15 protein-coding genes are annotated in these 14,716 nt (G+C 74.6%); 7 read left to right on the forward strand and 8 right to left on the reverse strand.

Annotation, left to right across the window (positions count from 1 at the left end; translation table 11 throughout):
• Positions 1–106 precede the first annotated feature (106 nt).
• Positions 107–937 (forward strand): DeoR/GlpR family DNA-binding transcription regulator, encoded by an 831-nt coding sequence (locus tag ACIQPQ_RS11085; protein WP_401302527.1) that lies wholly within the window; start codon positions 107–109, stop codon positions 935–937.
• Positions 938–1,064: 127 nt separating this feature from the next.
• Positions 1,065–1,541: an SRPBCC family protein gene (locus ACIQPQ_RS11090; protein WP_401302528.1), complete on the forward strand. Its 477-nt coding sequence runs from the start codon at positions 1,065–1,067 to the stop codon at positions 1,539–1,541.
• A 130-nt stretch (positions 1,542–1,671) separates the two neighbouring features.
• Here the strand turns inward: ACIQPQ_RS11090 and ACIQPQ_RS11095 are convergent, their stop codons facing one another.
• Entirely contained in the window at positions 1,672–2,796 is a 1,125-nt protein-coding gene (locus ACIQPQ_RS11095) for a PLP-dependent cysteine synthase family protein (protein ID WP_401302529.1), read from the reverse strand.
• 364 nt (positions 2,797–3,160) lie between these two features.
• Between ACIQPQ_RS11095 and ACIQPQ_RS11100 the strand changes: the two genes are divergently transcribed.
• Both ACIQPQ_RS11100 and ACIQPQ_RS11105 read left to right on the forward strand, forming a co-directional pair.
• Entirely contained in the window at positions 3,161–3,484 is a 324-nt protein-coding gene (locus ACIQPQ_RS11100; protein WP_401302531.1) for a hypothetical protein, read from the forward strand.
• A 214-nt stretch (positions 3,485–3,698) separates the two neighbouring features.
• Complete coding sequence (locus tag ACIQPQ_RS11105; RefSeq protein ID WP_401302533.1) at positions 3,699–4,316, forward strand: ATP-binding protein; 618 nt, start codon at positions 3,699–3,701, stop codon at positions 4,314–4,316.
• A gap of 118 nt (positions 4,317–4,434) precedes the next feature.
• Here the strand turns inward: ACIQPQ_RS11105 and ACIQPQ_RS11110 are convergent, their stop codons facing one another.
• From ACIQPQ_RS11110 to ACIQPQ_RS11125, 4 genes are all read right to left on the reverse strand, one after another.
• Positions 4,435–4,713, reverse strand: a complete 279-nt coding sequence (locus tag ACIQPQ_RS11110; protein ID WP_401302535.1) for an SHOCT domain-containing protein — start codon at positions 4,711–4,713, stop codon at positions 4,435–4,437.
• A gap of 144 nt (positions 4,714–4,857) precedes the next feature.
• Positions 4,858–5,748, reverse strand: coding sequence for an NAD(P)-dependent oxidoreductase (locus ACIQPQ_RS11115; protein ID WP_383772782.1), 891 nt, complete (start codon positions 5,746–5,748; stop codon positions 4,858–4,860).
• A gap of 67 nt (positions 5,749–5,815) precedes the next feature.
• Entirely contained in the window at positions 5,816–7,060 is a 1,245-nt protein-coding gene (locus tag ACIQPQ_RS11120) for an ROK family protein (RefSeq protein WP_401302537.1), read from the reverse strand.
• Positions 7,061–7,208: 148 nt separating this feature from the next.
• Entirely contained in the window at positions 7,209–8,003 is a 795-nt protein-coding gene (locus tag ACIQPQ_RS11125) for an alpha-ketoglutarate-dependent dioxygenase AlkB family protein (RefSeq protein ID WP_401302539.1), read from the reverse strand.
• A 67-nt stretch (positions 8,004–8,070) separates the two neighbouring features.
• On the opposite strand from ACIQPQ_RS11125, the gene ACIQPQ_RS11130 reads away from it, so the two are divergent.
• A complete protein-coding gene (locus tag ACIQPQ_RS11130) occupies positions 8,071–9,207 on the forward strand; it encodes a methyltransferase (RefSeq protein ID WP_401302691.1) in 1,137 nt (378 codons plus the stop codon).
• A gap of 105 nt (positions 9,208–9,312) precedes the next feature.
• On the opposite strand, the gene ACIQPQ_RS11135 is transcribed toward ACIQPQ_RS11130, so the two are convergent.
• A complete protein-coding gene (locus tag ACIQPQ_RS11135) occupies positions 9,313–10,188 on the reverse strand; it encodes a ketose-bisphosphate aldolase (protein WP_401302540.1) in 876 nt (291 codons plus the stop codon).
• A 38-nt stretch (positions 10,189–10,226) separates the two neighbouring features.
• Entirely contained in the window at positions 10,227–11,111 is an 885-nt protein-coding gene (locus ACIQPQ_RS11140) for an SIS domain-containing protein (protein ID WP_401302541.1), read from the reverse strand.
• Between the two features lie 412 nt (positions 11,112–11,523).
• Here ACIQPQ_RS11140 and ACIQPQ_RS11145 point away from each other — a divergent pair, with 412 nt between their 5' ends.
• On the forward strand, positions 11,524–12,477 hold the full coding sequence (locus ACIQPQ_RS11145; RefSeq protein ID WP_383772772.1) for a methionyl-tRNA formyltransferase: 954 nt from the start codon (positions 11,524–11,526) through the stop codon (positions 12,475–12,477).
• Between the two features lie 311 nt (positions 12,478–12,788).
• A complete protein-coding gene (locus ACIQPQ_RS11150) occupies positions 12,789–13,994 on the forward strand; it encodes an MFS transporter (protein WP_401302543.1) in 1,206 nt (401 codons plus the stop codon).
• A gap of 174 nt (positions 13,995–14,168) precedes the next feature.
• Here the strand turns inward: ACIQPQ_RS11150 and ACIQPQ_RS11155 are convergent, their stop codons facing one another.
• Positions 14,169–14,672, reverse strand: a complete 504-nt coding sequence (locus tag ACIQPQ_RS11155; protein ID WP_401302545.1) for a MarR family winged helix-turn-helix transcriptional regulator — start codon at positions 14,670–14,672, stop codon at positions 14,169–14,171.
• Positions 14,673–14,716: the final 44 nt, after the last annotated feature.

The raw sequence follows: 14,716 nt of genomic DNA on the forward strand, positions 1-14,716 counted from the left end.
ATGGGTCGCCCCCGCGCCGCCGACCGGGAGAATGTCCTCGTCGGAGCAGGTGCGCGGGCGGGTCGGACGGAGTGGGTCGGGTGGAGTCGAGAGGACCGGAGCGTACGTGAGTGAGAATCAGAACCTCCTCGCGGAGCAGCGGCGCGCACTGATCCTGGACGAGGTCCGGCGCCGGGGCGGTGTCCGGGTCAACGAACTGACGCGGAAGCTCGGTGTGTCGGACATGACGGTCCGTCGCGACCTCGACGCGCTGGCGCGGCAGGGTGTCCTGGAGAAGGTGCACGGCGGTGCGGTCCCGGTGGTCGAGGCGAGCACGCACGAGCCGGGTTTCGAGGCCAAGTCGGGCCTGGAGCTGAGCGCCAAGGAGGACATCGCGCGGGCGGCGGCGCAACTCGTCGCGCCGGGCAGCGCGATCGCCCTGTCGGGCGGCACGACGACGTACGCGCTGGCCCATGAGCTGGTGGACGTGCCCGATCTGACGGTGGTGACCAACTCGGTGCGGGTGGCGGACGTCTTCCACCTGGCGCAGCGCGGCTCCGGGCCGCGGCAGGGCGCGGCCACGGTGGTGCTGACCGGCGGGGTGCGCACCCCCTCCGACTCGCTGGTGGGTCCGGTGGCCGACCAGGCCGTCGGGACGCTCCACTTCGACGTGCTGTTCCTCGGTGTGCACGGGATATCGGACGAGGCCGGTCTGTCGACGCCCAACTTGGCGGAGGCGGAGACCAATCGGCGGCTGGTGCAGTCCGCGCGCCGGGTGGTGGTGGTCGCCGACCACACCAAGTGGGGTGTGGTGGGGCTGAGTTCGTTCGCGTCGCTGGACCAGGTGGACACCCTGGTCACCGACGCCGGGCTGCCGCCCGCGGCCCGCGCGGAGATGTCGGAGCGGCTGCGGCGGCTGGTGGTCGCGGGCGAGCCGGACGAGGCCACCGGGATCTGAACGGACGTCAGCCCCCGCTCGGGTCCGGGGAGTTGCGTAGGGCACTCGACCGGCCCGGGTGAAGACATCCGGCGGGGTCGGGGTTAGGGTGACGGCCCTGTCTCCCGGTGCTGCGGAGGTCGCGCGCATGCCTCACCGTCTGCGTCCCGAAGAACTCGGCTTCGTCACGACCGCGCCCGTACGGCTGGTCTTCGCCGCGCGGATCGCCGCGCCTCCGGAGCGGGTGTTCGGCGCGCTCGCCGAGGACGTCCCCGGCTGGCCCGACTGGTTCCCCGGGGTGCGCTCGGCCCGCCCGCTGGACGGCGGCGCGCGGCGTGAGGTGCGGCTGACCGGGGGCGGCCGGTTCCAGGAGACGGTCCTCGCGGCGCAGGCGTCCGAGCTGTACGCCTACCGCGTCGACGTGACCAACGCGCCGGGGCTGCGCGCCCTGGTCGAGGAGTGGCGGCTCACGTCCGCCGGGACGGGCACCGAGGTGCGGTGGACGTTCGCCGCCGACGGCACACCGGCCCTGCGGGCCGCGCTGCGACTGGCCCGGCCGGGCCTGGCACGCGCCTTCCGGGGCGCGGCGGCGGGGCTGGACCGACGGGTGGGAACGGCACCGTAGGCCCCGACGTCGTACGCCCCCCGGGGCATGCGCCCAGTAAAGCGCCGTCGGCCCGGAGAGCCGTACGCCCGTACGACGCCTTCTGCACCCGCCTGCCCCCACCGTCCCCGCGAACCCGTCCGGCCTCGGGTCAGTCGGGCCACACCCCGGTCGCCAGCAGGGTGTCGATCGCGGCGCTGTAGGGCGCGATGTCCAGGCCCTGCCGGGTGAGCCAGGCGTCGGAGTAGTACTTGTCGAGATAGCGGTCGCCGGGGTCGCACAGCAGGGTCACCACGCTGCCGCGCCGCCCCGCGGCCACCATCTCGGCGACGATCTTCAGCGCGCTCCACAGGCCGGTGCCGGTGGAGCCGCCCGCCTTGCGGCCGATGGCCTTCTCCAGCGCGCGCACGGCGGCGACGCTGGCCGCGTCGGGGACCTTCATCATCCGGTCGACCGCTCCGGGCACGAAGCTGGGCTCCATGCGGGGGCGGCCGATGCCCTCGATGCGGGAGCCGCAGTCGCAGGTGACGTCCGCGTCGCCCGTCGTCCAGCCCTCGAAGAAGCACGAGTTCTCCGGGTCGGCGACGCACACGCGCGTGTCGTACTGCATGTAGTGCACATAGCGCGCGATGGTCGCCGAGGTGCCGCCCGTCCCGGCCGTGGCGACGACCCACGCGGGCTCCGGGAACCGCTCCAACTCCAGCTGGCGGAAGATGGATTCGGCGATGTTGTTGTTCCCGCGCCAGTCCGTGGCCCGCTCGGCGTAGGTGAACTGGTCCATGTAGTGGCCGCCGGACTCCCGCGCGAGGCGGGCCGACTCCTCGTACATCTTCCGGGAGTCGTCCACGTAGTGGCACCGGCCGCCGTGGAACTCGATCAGGCGGATCTTCTCGGCGCTGGTCGTGCGCGGCATGACGGCGATGAAGGGGACGCCGATCAGCTTGGCGAAGTAGGCCTCGGAGACGGCCGTGGAGCCGCTGGACGCCTCGATCACCGGGCGGTCGGGCCGGATCCAGCCATTGCAGAGGCCGTAGAGGAAGAGGGAGCGGGCGAGCCGGTGCTTGAGGCTTCCGGTGGGGTGGGTCGACTCGTCCTTGAGGTAGAGGTCGATGCCCCACTCCTCCGGCAGCGGGAAACGCAGCAGGTGGGTGTCGGCGGAGCGGTTGGCGTCGGCCTGCACCTTGCGGACGGCCTCTTTGAGCCAGGTGCGGTAGCCGTCGTCGCTGCGGTCGACGTCGAGGGTGGCGCCGGTCCGGGTCTGCTGGGGGGTGGTCACGTCGGACTCCTTCGCACGTCACGCCGACGGCGTCCCACGCGGCCGACACCTCGATCATAGACAGCTTCCTCACGCTTCTCACCTGCATAAACGCATCTTTGAGCCACCCAAAGGCGGCGCTGGGGACAGGGTGGCGCGAGAGGGGGCGGCGCGCGGGCGCGAACCCGTCGCACGGGCGCGGGCCGGGAGCGAACGAGCCGCCACGCACCCTGGTGCGGCGGGCCGAGCGCGGGCAGACTGCACCCGGCGGGACGGAAGTCCCCGGCCAGAGAGCACACTGGACACGACACGAGCTGGACACGAGTCGAGCTGGTGGCCGGCCGCTCAGCGGCAGGCCGGCACACCCACGCACGAGGGGGCGGGGATGGCGGAGCCGGAGTTCACCGCGAAGGGCGTCCGGATCGGGAAGCGGTTGCGGTCGCTCACCCGGGCCGGACAGATCCGGATCAGTGACGGCAGGCTGGAGTTGCTGACCAGCTACGGCAGCGAGATAGACAGCGCGCCGGTCCAGGCGGTCCGCGCCTCGCGGCCCTGGTACGCGCCGGAGGACCGGGCACTGGCCGACCTCAACGGAAACCGCTACCTGCTGACCCTGGGTGAGCACGACCCCGCGCCGGGAAGGCCGGGGCCGCCCGCCGCCCGCCGGTTCATCGAGGCCGTCCGCCGGGCCGCGGGACGCGGCAACTGAGCCGGAACCGATCGCCCGCGGACACCGCGAGTTGCGGTCCGGTGTCGCGTACGTCACGCTGAACCCACGTCACTCTGGGTTTACCGGCGATAACGCTGCGAACCAGCCCGCCGGACACAGCAGGCGGCCGCCTTGTGCAGACGTACTGCTCCGATCGATCCGAACTCCGTGCTCTTCCGGGTTCCTCCGGACCTCACGTCGGGGAGTCGCAGCCGTGATCAGCAACCCCAGCAGGCACTGCGCAGTGGAACTCCAAGCCCTGCCGTCGCGGATCGGCCAGATCCGCAGAATCGTATCGGCACAGCTGCGCTACTGGCATCTGGACCCTTTGATAGACCGGGCGGCCCTCGGTGTGACCGAGCTGCTCACCAACGTCCATCTGCACGCCCGGCCGGACAAGACGTGCGTCGTGGAGCTGGAGCTGCTGCTCGACCGGCTCACCGTCTCCGTGCGCGACCGCGATCCCCGGCTGCCGGTGGTGGACGACATCGACGGCGTCGCGTTCGACGGCCTCGACGGCGCCGACCTCTGCGGGAGCCCCGCGCATCCCGCGCACCTCGCGGACAACGGGTCCGTCGACTCGCTCGCCACGTGCGGGCGGGGGCTCGCCATGGTCGCGGCGGTCAGCGAGAGCTGGGGCGCGCGGCCGGACGGCGACACGGGCAAGGTCGTGTGGTTCACGCTCCCGGCGTCCGTGCCGGTGCCCGAGCGGGCGGCCCGGCCGCCGCGGCGGCTCGCCGTGGACGACCTGTTCCCCGCCGTCGCGGTGCCGGTCGCGGTCGACGACCTGCGGCCCGTCCACGCTCCCGCCCGGTCGGCCGTCGTCGGCTGACCAGGCGGTGACCTGCCCGTCCCGGAGGGCGCCCGTCAGGGCCGTCCGGGACGCGGCGGACCTTTCCCCCGCGGCGGGCGTCCGGCCCCCGGCCCCGCCCGCTCCCTCGTCTCCGCGCTCACCCCGAGCCCTCCCGGTCGCCGAAGCGTTCGTCCAGGACGGAGAGGCGGCGCCAGTACTCTTCCTCGTCGATCTCGCCGGAGGCGAAGCGGCGGCCGAGGACGGCGAGGGGCGCATCGCCGACGGGGTGGGGCTGCGGCTGCCACCGGGGGCGGCGACCGCGTCCCGCCGTGCGGCGCAGGACGGTCACCGCGCCGGTCACGGCGGCGGCCCAGATCAGCGGCAGGAAGAGGATCCACGGGCCGGGCCCGCCGTCCCAGTGCGCCAGAGTGAACATGTCGGACCATCTCCCGGTCGGGTCGCTCGGTGAAGCAGTGCACGTCGAGCGTCCCGCGCGGCGGGGGTCCCGGTCGTCCTCCGGGCAGCGGCTTCCCGGATACCCCCGCGGGAGTACGCGCGGGGGCGGTCCGGGAACCGGGGCTCAGGCCGGGGTCTGGTCGTCGAAGCTGGCGAAGTAGGCGGCGACCATGTCCTCGTCGGCGTGGCCCTGGGCCGCGGCCCGCTCCAGACGGTCGGCCGCGGCGACGGCCACGTCGAGACGGACGCCCCGGCGGGTCCCGGCCGCGGCGATGAGGCGGGCGTCCTTGGCCGCGGTGGTCACCGCGAACTGCGCGGGCGTGAGCCGGTCCTCCAGCACCAGCGCGGACTTGGCGCGCAGGTAGCCCATGTCCAGCGGGCCGCCCTCGATCAGCGCGAAGAAGGCGTGCGGGTCGACGTCGAGGGCCTTGGACAGGGCGAGGACCTCGCCGGTGGCCGCGGTGGCGGCGAGCACCCAGCTGTTGGCGACCAGTTTCAGCCGGGTCGCGCTGCCCGCCGACGCGTCCTCCCCGGTCCACACGGTGCGGGCGCCGACCGCGTCCAGGACGGGCCGTACGGCGTCCCGGTGCGCGACGGGTCCGGCGGCGAGGACGGTGAGCTGACCGGCCTCGGCGGGCTGGCGGGTGCCGAGGACCGGGGCGTCGAAGTGGACGAGACCGTGCGCGTCGGCGAAGGCGGCGAGGTCCTCGACGGCGTCGATCCCGACGGTCGTCGACTGCACCCACAGCGCCCCGGAGCGCAGTCCGGGGGCCGCCGCGCGGACCGCGTCGAGGACGGCGTCGCCGTCGTGGACCATGGTGAGGACGACGTCGGCGTCCCGTACGGCGTCGGCGGGGGTGTCGGTGACGGTGACGCCGTCGGCGGCGAGCGGCTCGGCCTTGGCGCGGGTGCGGTTCCAGGCGCGGACGGTGAGCCCGGCGCGGGCGAGGTTGCGGGCCATCGCGGCGCCCATGATGCCGGTGCCGAGGACTCCCACGGTGAGGGTGTCGGTCATGACGTGACCTTCCTAGGTGTGCGCGTGCTCGGAGAGCGGTGGGGGGGAGGAGACGCGGTAGGGGGGCTCAGGCGTCCGCGAGGGCGGTGAGGGGGTCGTCCAGGACGGGCTGCCAGGCCAGTTCGGCCGCTCCGGCGAGGCTGTTGTGGTCGAGGGAGCAGGCGAGGATGGGGACGCCGCCGCCGCGGCCCCAGAGGCTGCGGTCGGCGACGACGGCGCGCAGCCGGTCGGGGTCGGTGCGCAGCAGGGTGCGGTGGAGTCCGCCGAGGATGATGCGGTCCGGGTTGAGGATGTTGACCAGTCCGGCCAGGCCGAGGCCGAGCCGGTCGATGAGGGCCTCGGCGGCGGTGCGGACGGCGGGGTCGCCGTACTCGTCGCGCAGGAGTTCCGTGGCCTGCTTGAGCAGGGAGCCCTCGGGCCCGGGGTCGCGTCCGGCGGTGGTGAGGAGGGCGAGCGGGTCCGCCTCGACGTCCAGGCAGCCGCGGCTGCCGCAGTGGCAGGGGCGGCCCTCGGGGTTGACGGTGAGGTGGCCGACCTCCAGGGCGAGGCCCGAACTGCCGGTGTGCAGGCGGCCGTCGAGGACGAGGGCGCCGCCGACGCCCCGGTGTCCGGTGGCCACGCACAGCAGGTCGCGGGAGCCGCGTCCGGCGCCGTGGCGGTGTTCGGCGAGGGCGGCGAGGTTGATGTCGTTGGCGGCGAAGGCGGGGCGGGTGATCCCGGCGGCGCGGACGCGTTCGGCGAAGATCTCCCGGACGGGCGCGCCGACCGGCCAGGCGAGGTGCAGGGGGTTGAGGGCGAGGCCTTCGGGTTCGGTGACCGCGGACGGGACGGCCAGTCCGGCGCCGACGCAGCGGCGGCCGGTGGCGCGCAGCAGTTCGGCGCCCGCCTCCACGGCGGCGCCGAGGACCTTGGCGGGGTCGGCGGCGACGACCTGGCGGCCGGGGGTGGTGGCGACGATCCGGCCGCCGAGGCCGACCAGCGCGGCGCGGAAGCCGTCGGCGTGGACCTGGGCGGCGAGGGCGACGGGGCCGTCCTCGGCGAGTTCCAGCCGGTGGGAGGGGCGGCCCTGGGAACCGGCCGCGGCGGCGGGGCGGGCGTCGACCCGGATCAGTCCGAGCGCCTCCAGCTCGGCCGCGACGGCGCCCGCCGTGGCGCGGGTGACGCCGAGTTCGGCGGTGAGGACCGCGCGGGTCGGGGCGCGTCCGGTGTGCACGAGTTCGAGGGCGGGACCGAGTGCGCCACGCCCCCGGTCCAACCGTGCCTTGGAGGTGGTCCCTTCCCCCGCCGTCCGGGGGTCCGCCTTGCCGCTCATGGGGGCGAGTCTCCCATGATCCGTATCGCCGGGTGACGAGCGCTGCGGCGTGCGGGGCGGGCGCCGGAGCCGTCCGGGCGGCCCCGCGTGGGGGCGTCGGCCGCCCGGCGCGGGGCCGGTGGGCCGTGCGGTGCGCCGCCGGAGCCGGTCACCCGGCGTCCTGGAAGCCGCTGACGCGCAGGGTGAGGTTGAGCCGCCCGGTCAGGCCGAGTCCGGCCGGTGCGGTGCCCGGACGGACCCGCGGCACGCCGTGGTGGGCGAGGCGGGAGGGCCCGCCGAAGACGAACAGGTCGCCGCTGCGCAGGTCGACGTCGGTGTAGGGCCGGGTCCGTGTCTCGGTGTTGCCGAAGCGGAAGACGCAGGTGTCGCCGAGGCTCAGGGACACCACGGGCGCGTCGGACCGCTCGTCGGCGTCGCGGTGCATGCCCATGCGGGCGTCGCCGTCGTAGAAGTTGACCAGCGCGATGTCGTACGGCTCCGTCGGGACCGCGGCGGGGCCGAGGGCGTCGATGACGGCGCGGCGGGCCAGGTCGGCGAGGCGGTCGGGGAACGGCTTGACCCGGGAGCCGTCGCCGTCGACGACGGTGCGGGCGTAGGCGTACGGGTACCAGTGCCAGCCCAGGCAGACCTGGCGGGCGCTCATGGTGCCGCCGCCGGGGGTGCGGACCGTGCGCAGTCCGGCGGGCGGGCGGGCCCACTCCCGGCAGGCCGCGAGCAGGTCGCGCTGGGCGGCCGGGTCCAGCCAGTCCGGTACGTGGACCGCGCCCGGCGCGATCTCGGCGCGGTCGCGGGGGAACAGTTCGGCGCCGGCCGTGTCCTCCCGGTGGCTGCCTTCCGTGTCCTCCCGGTGGCCGCCTTGCGCGTCCTCCGGGTGGCCGTCGGCCATGGCGTTCCGGTGGCTGCGGTCCGTGGCGTTCCGGTGGGTGCCGTCGCTGGCGTTCATGCCGTCCATCCTGCCCCACCGGGTCTGAGCTGCGGCTGGGCTAGCCTGACCCTCGATGAACGACCGTATGACGACGCCGTGGGGCGAGCTGTCGCTGGCCCGCCACCCCGAGGACCCGCGCGACCAGCTGCGTGCCTGGGACGCCTCCGACGCCTATCTGCTGCGGCACCTCGCGGAGCGGAAGGTCCCGCTGTCCGGCACGGTCGTCGTGCTGGGCGACCGCTGGGGAGCCCTGGTGACGGCGCTGGCGGCGCACAGCCCCGTCCAGATCACCGACTCGTGGCTCGGGCAGGAGGCGACGCGGGCCAACCTCGCCCGCAACGGGGTCGCGCCCGGCTCGGTACGGCTGCTGACCACGCAGGACCCGCCGCCCGAGCGGATCGACGTGCTGCTGGTGCGGGTGCCGAAGAGCCTGGCCCTGCTGGAGGACCAGCTGCTGCGGCTGGCGCCCGGGCTGCACGCCGGGACGGTCGTGGTCGGCACCGGCATGGTGAAGGAGATCCACACCTCGACGCTGACGCTGTTCGAGCGGACGGTCGGTCCGACCCGCACGTCGCTCGCCGAGCAGAAGGCCCGGCTGATCCTGTGCACGCCGGACCCGGCGCTGGAGCGGCCCGCGAACCCGTGGCCGTACGGCTACGACCTGCCCGCCGGTCTCGACGAGCTGTCCGGGCGGCCGGTCGTCAACCACGCCGGGGTGTTCTGCGCCGACCGGCTCGACATCGGCACCCGGTTCTTCCTGGGGCGGCTGCCCCGGACCGAGGGCGCGCGCCGGGTCGTCGACCTGGGGTGCGGCAACGGCGTGGTGGGGACGGCGGTGGCGCTGGCCAACCCGGAGGCCGAGGTGCTGTTCATCGACGAGTCGTTCCAGGCGGTGGCCTCGGCGGAAGCGACCTACCGGGCCAACGGGGTCCCCGGACATGGGGAGTTCCGGGTCGGGGACGGGCTGGCGGGGGTGCCGGACGCGAGCATGGACCTGGTGCTGACCAACCCGCCGTTCCACTCCCACCAGGCGACCACGGACGCCACCGCCCGGCGGATGTTCACGGGGGCGCGGCGGGTGCTGCGGCCGGGCGGGGAGCTGTGGGTGGTGGGCAACCGGCACCTCGGCTACCACGTCCGGCTCAAGCGGCTGTTCGGCAACAGCGGTCTGGTGGCCGGAGATCCGAAGTTCGTGGTGCTGCGGGCGGTCAAACGGGGCTGAGCGGCACGGAAGTTGCGCGGCGGGGCAGGCGGGAGGCCGCGCGGGTGGGCCGAGGGCAGCGGTCCGCGGGTGGTGGGCCGGGGGTGGAAGTCCGGCGGCGGTCGGTCAAGGCCGGTCGGGTGCGGGGCCGTTCAGTCCGGTGCCGGTCAGGAGCCGTTCGACGGTGCGGGCCATCGCCTCCCGGCCCGCGCGGAGGTAGCTGCGTGAGTCGACGGCACGCGGGTGGGCGCCGAGGTACTCCCGGATCGCGGTGGTCATGGCCTGGTTGAGGGCGGTGCCGATGTTCACCTTGGCGATGCCGCCCGCCACGGCCGCCCTCAGCTCCGGGTCCGGGACGCCGGAGGAGCCGTGCAGGACGAGCGGCACGTCGAGCGCGGTGGCCAGCCGCCGCAGGAGGGCGTGGTCGAGGGTGGCGGTGCGGGTGGTCATCGCGTGCACGCTGCCGACGGCCACCGCGAGCGCGTCCACCCCGGACCCGGCGACGAAGGCGACGGCCTCGTCGGGGTCGGTACGGACGCCGGGCGCGTGCGCGTCGCGCGGCGGGCGGCCGTCCTTGCCGCCGATCTCCCCCAACTCGGCCTCGGCCCAGAGCCCTTGGCCGTGCGCCCAGTCGACGGCCGTCCGGGTCGCGGCGAGGTTCTCGGCGTACGGCAGGTGCGAGGCGTCGTACATCACGGAGCTGAACCCGGCGTCCCCGGCGCGGTGCAGCAGGAGGTCGCTGCGGACGTGGTCGAGGTGCAACGCGACGGGGACGGCGGCCCGTTCCGCGGCGGCGAGGGCCGCGCGGGCCAGCGGCAGGAGCCGTCCGTGGCGGAAGCGGACGGCGTTCTCGCTGACCTGGAGGACGACGGGGGCGCGGGCGGCCTCGGCACCGGCGACGACGGCCTCGACGTGTTCGAGGCTGATGATGTTGAAGGCGGCGACGGCGGTACCGGCGGCGCGGGCGCGGGTGACCAGGTCACCGGTGGTGGTGAGGGGCACGGCGTCTCCTCGTCCGGGTGGCGCGGGGCGGGTCGGGGTCAGGGGTCGGTGAGGATGACCGAGCGGGTGAGGTGGCGCGGGCGGTCCGGGTCGAGGCCGCGGGCGACGGCGGTGGCGACGGCGAGACGCTGGGCGCGGACCAGATCCGCGAGCGGGTCCAGGCCGTCCGCCACCCAGGTCGCTCCGGTGGCGCGGACCACTTCGGCGAGGCCGTCGGGCGGCGGGCCGAACATCCAGGTGGCGGTGCCGGTGGTGGTGACGCTGACGGGTCCGTGCCGGTACTCCATGGCCGGGTAGGACTCGCTCCACGCGAGGGCGGCCTCCCGCATCTTGAGGGCGGCCTCGTGGGCGAGCCCGACGCTCCAGCCCCGGCCCAGGAAGGTGAACTGGGCAGCGCGTTCAAGGCCTTGGGGCAGGGGCGCGGTGAGCGCGGTGCGGGCGTCCTGGATCACGGCGTCGGTGTGCAGGCCGAGATGGGCGCGGAGCAGGGTGAGCACGGTGGTGGCGAACCGGGTCTGGACGACGGAGCGTTCGTCGGCGTAGTCGAGGACCACCGCCCGGTCGGCGGCGGTCATGACGGGGGTGTGCGGGTCGGCGGTGATCGCGGTCGTGGGGACGTGGCCGCGCAGCGCGACGAGGAGGTCGAGGACCTCGGTGGTGGTGCCGGACCGGGTGAGGGCGACGACCCGGTCGTAGCGGCGGCGGGCGGGGAACTCGGAGGCGGGGTGGGCGTCCGTCTCGCCGAGTCCGGCGTCCTCGCGCAGGGCGGCGGCGGCCCGCGCCATGTGGTACGACGTGCCGCAGCCGACGTAGGCGACGCGTTCGCCCGGGGCGGGCAACCGGTCCCGGAACCGGATGACTTCGGCCGCCGCGCGGGTCCAGCACGCGGGCTGGTCCTTCAGCTCGTCCTCGACGTGGGACACGCCCCTACCTCCCGACGGTGTCGATTCCCGCAAGATAGGGCCACCGTTCGAGCGGCTTCAAGCAGGCGAACGGAGTCACCGTGCCCCGAGCCGTCCGATGGCGGACTCTTCGCGAACCGCTGGCGGAATACGGCCGGTTGGAGGTGGCGGACCGCGCGGCGGGCGCCGGAGAAGCCGCGGATCGCGCGGGCGGTGGCGGAGTTGGTGGCGCTGCCCGCGCTCCTGGTGCTGCCGGCGGGCGGGGACGCGGTGGGGCTGCCCCGCGGGTACGCCCACCACGGAGGGGCGCACCATGGCCGTCCGCGACGACGGGGGGGCGTGCCCGGGACCGGCGGGGGCGTCCCACCGGCCGCACCACGTTGGATAAGGTAACCCTTACTTTGCAATGGAGCTGCCGGAGGGGAGAAACGCCTTGCGTGTCGTCATGCTCGGCTACCAGACCTGGGGTCATCGGACACTCCAGGCCTTGATCGACTCGGACCACGAGGTCGTCCTCGTGCTCACCCACCCCAAGAGCGACCACGCCTACGAGAAGATCTGGGACGACAACGTCGCCGAACTCGCCGAGAAGAACGACATACCGGTCCTGCTCCGCAGCCGCCCCGACGACGCCGAACTGCTCGACGCGGTCCGCGCGGCGCGCCCCGACATCATCGTGGCGAACAACTGGCGCACGTGGCTGCCGCCCGAGCTGTTCGACCTGCCGCCGCACGGCACGCTGAACATCCACGACTCGCTGCTGCCGTCGTACGCCGGGTTCTCCCCGATCATCTGGGCCCTCATCAACGGCGAGGACCGGGTCGGCGTCACCGCGCACCGCATGAACGCCGAACTGGACGCGGGGGACGTGCTGGTGCAGCGGGCGGTGCCGGTCGGGCCGACCGACACGGCGACCGACCTGTTCCACCGCACGGTGGACCTGATCGGGCCGCTCGTGCGCGAGTCGCTCGACCTGATCGCCTCGGGCCGCGACGCGGGGCAGTGGCAGCCGCAGGACCGTTCGAAGGCCAGCTTCTTCCACAAGCGGGCCGCGGAGGACAGCCGGATCGACTGGCGCTGGCCCGCGGAGCGTCTGGAGCGGCTGGTCCGCGCCCAGTCCGACCCGTACCCGAACGCGTTCACGTACCACCGGGGCGAGCGGCTGCGGATCGTGGCGGCGGGCGTCTCGGAGGGGCGCTACGGCGGCACGCCGGGCCGGATCTTCATCCGGGAGGGCGACGGCGTCGTGATCGTCGCGGGCCCCGACGCCCACAGCGGGCAGTCCCGGGGGCTGCTGGTCCGCCGGGTGCGCACCGACGACGGCACCGAGCACGCGGCGCACGACTACTTCCGCACGATGGGCGGATATCTCACCGATCGCCCCTGACGCGGACCCGCCCGACAGCCCGCGGGGAGCCACCCGGACCGGCCCGATCGCCCGTCCGGCCCCGTCCGGACTTGACTTGGCGGCCAACTAAGGTAAGCCTTACTTATGCGGGTCGCCGACGGCAGCAGCCGGCGACCCGCCCAGCGGAGGGGCCGCGAGGTGTACGGTCCACCTCGCGGCCCCTCTTCGCGCGCCCGCGCCCTTCCGCGCCCGGTCGGCCCACCCCCGCCTTTCTCCCCCAAGCCCCCGACCCGCCCCGTGCATCGGCCACCTACCTTGCCGTGACGCCGGGCCCGCCCTAGCCTGACTTTGTGCCGCTCATAAACAAAGCCCGTTTGCACAGCGTCGTGCGGGGCCACTCCCCCGGCAGGCTGCGCCTCCTGCTGACCGTCTTCTTCGCCCTGGACGGCTTCGTCTTCGCGGGCTGGGTCGTCCGCATCCCCGCCATCAAGGAGCAGACCGGCGCCTCCGAGGGCGACCTCGGCCTGGCCCTGCTCGGGGTATCCGCAGGGGCGGTGGTCACGATGCTGATCACCGGACGGCTCTGCCGCCGCTACGGCAGCCATCCGGTGACCGTCGTCTGCGCGGTCCTGCTCTCCCTGAGCGTCATGCTCCCGCCGCTCACCCACTCCGTCGCCGCGCTCGGCGCGGTCCTGCTCGTGTTCGGTGCCGCGTACGGCGGGATCAACGTGGCCTTCAACAGCGCGGCCGTGGACCTGGTCCGGGCGATGGACCGGCCGATCATGCCGACGTTCCACGCCGCGTTCAGCCTCGGCGGGATGGTCGGCGCCGCGCTCGGCGGGCTCGTCGCGGGCTCGCTCTCCCCCACCCGGCACCTGCTGGGCCTCGGCCTGGTCGGCCTCCTGGTGACGGCGCTCGCGGGCCCGGCCCTCCTGCGCGAACCGCCGCCCCCCGCCCCGCCCGAGGAGGCTCCCGAGCGGGAGCACCGGACGCCACCCCGCCTCACGCCCCGCATTCGGCGCCTGGTGGTCGTCTTCGGACTCATCGCCCTGTGCACGGCCTACGGGGAAGGGGCGTTGGCCGACTGGGGCGCGCTCCACCTCCAGCAGGACCTGGACACCTCGCCCGGCCTGGCGGCGGCGGGCTACTCCTGCTTCGCGCTCGCCATGACCGTCGGCCGGCTGAGCGGCACCACCCTGCTGGAGCGTCTGGGCCGGACCCGCACGGTGGTGGCGGGCGGGACCACGGCCGCCGCCGGCATGCTGCTCGGGTCGCTCGCGCCGACCCCGTGGGCGGCCCTGGTCGGCTACACGGTGGCGGGGCTGGGGCTCGCCAACCTCTTCCCGGTCGCCGTGGAGCGGGCGGGCACCCTCGCCGGACCCACCGGGGTGGCCGTCGCCTCGACCCTCGGCTACGGCGGCATGCTCCTCGGCCCGCCCGCCATCGGGTTCATGGCCGACTGGTTCACCCTGCCCGTCGCGCTCACCAGCGTGGCGGCCCTGGCGGCGGTCGCGGCCGTGATCGGCCTGGGCATCCGCCGCGCGGAAGCGCCGTAGCGGGGCCGCACCGACGAGGCCTCACCGGCGTACGCCCCCTCCCGGAGCCGCCGGTCCGACTGGACGCACCAGCCCCGCCAGACCCGGGAGTTCCGCCGGACGCACCAGCCCCGCCAGACCCGGGAGCTCCGCCGGATGCACCGGCCCCGCCAGACCCGCCGAGCCCCGGCGGCGTCACCCCGAGACGTTCGAGCCGATCAACCGCAGCAGGTACTTGGCCGTGATGTCCTGGTCCGGGGTGAGCCCCATGGCGTCCCCGATCGCGAGGCGGACGGAGCGTGCGCGGTCCCGCAGGGCGGCCCCCTCGGCGGTGAGCCGCAGAGCCACGGACCGCTCGTCCTCCGGCCGCCGCTCACGCCGCAGCAGACCGGCCGCCTCCAGGCGCTTCAGCAGCGGGGACAGCGTGCTGGACTCCAGTTGGAGCGCCGCCCCCAGATCCCGGACGGAGATCGAGTCCTGGTCCCAGAGGACGAGCAGGACGAGGTACTGCGGGTAGGTGAGCCCGAGTTCGTCGAGGAGGGGGCGGTAGCGGGCGGTGACGGCCCGCGAGGCCGCGTACAGGGCGAAGCAGAGCTGGTCGTCGAGGAGCAGAGAGGCCTCGTCGGGCAGCTCGCCGCCCCTGATCCCGTCTCTGCTCCCGCCCGCCGTCGCGGTCGACCTGTCGTCCATGGCACTCATCCCTTCCGGCTCTCCCCCGCCCACGTACGCACTCCCGACACTAC

It is taken from the genome of Streptomyces sp. NPDC091281, assembly GCF_044757425.1.
Lineage (GTDB): Bacteria > Actinomycetota > Actinomycetes > Streptomycetales > Streptomycetaceae > Streptomyces.